The 254-nt window shown below is 67.3% G+C and carries 1 protein-coding gene; it reads left to right on the forward strand.

Going from position 1 to position 254, the window contains the following annotated elements; translation table 11 throughout:
- Positions 1-13 precede the first annotated feature (13 nt).
- Positions 14-254, forward strand: a 241-nt coding sequence (locus SB764_RS42605; RefSeq protein WP_410867122.1) for a c-type cytochrome, incomplete at its 3' end; no start/stop codon positions are given.

Raw genomic sequence — 254 nt, forward strand, 5'->3', positions numbered from 1 at the left:
GGTATATGGCTCGATGACCGAAGCGTTCAACAACTCCACCCAGTTCATGAACGACGAGGACCTGGCAGCCATCGCCCATTACCTCAAGTCACTGCCCGGCGACTCGCAGCGTGACGGCACACCCTGGCAGTACCAGAACGCCACCGTCGACACCCGCCCCGGCGCCCACACCTACGCCACCCGCTGCGCGTCCTGCCACGGCGCGGACGGCAAGGGCCAGCCCGAGTGGATGCCGCCCCTGGCCGGTGCTACCT

This window comes from Paraburkholderia sp. SIMBA_027, from assembly GCF_046535315.1.
Lineage (GTDB): Bacteria > Pseudomonadota > Gammaproteobacteria > Burkholderiales > Burkholderiaceae > Paraburkholderia > Paraburkholderia tropica.